The sequence below is a fragment of the Peribacillus sp. SIMBA_075 genome, from assembly GCF_046534585.1.
Genome location: NZ_JAWRYN010001629.1, coordinates 1 through 235 on the forward strand (window position 1 = coordinate 1; position 235 = coordinate 235).

1 protein-coding gene is annotated in these 235 nt (G+C 71.1%); it reads right to left on the minus strand.

All coding sequences use genetic code 11. From position 1 onward, the window contains the following. Nucleotides 1-235: hypothetical protein (locus tag SB775_RS33950; RefSeq protein ID WP_410865693.1), on the minus strand; the 235-nt coding region annotated here is incomplete at both ends.

A 235-nucleotide genomic window follows, 5' to 3' on the forward strand; every position in this document is an offset into this window, starting at 1 on the left:
GTACCAGGCCCACCGACCCGCTGTTGATCTGGTCGCCCAGCTCGGTGATCGCCGTGGTGTTGCCGGCGATGGCCGCGGTGTTGCCCGCGATAGCATCGGTGTTTCCGGCCACCGCACCGTCCAGCGCGCTCACCGCGTCGCCGACGTTGTCGACCGTCTCCCCGCCCACGCTGTAGCTCGGCGCGGAGATCGTGCCGTCCTCGTTGACCTTGGCGCCGCCGCCGAAGGCGTCGGC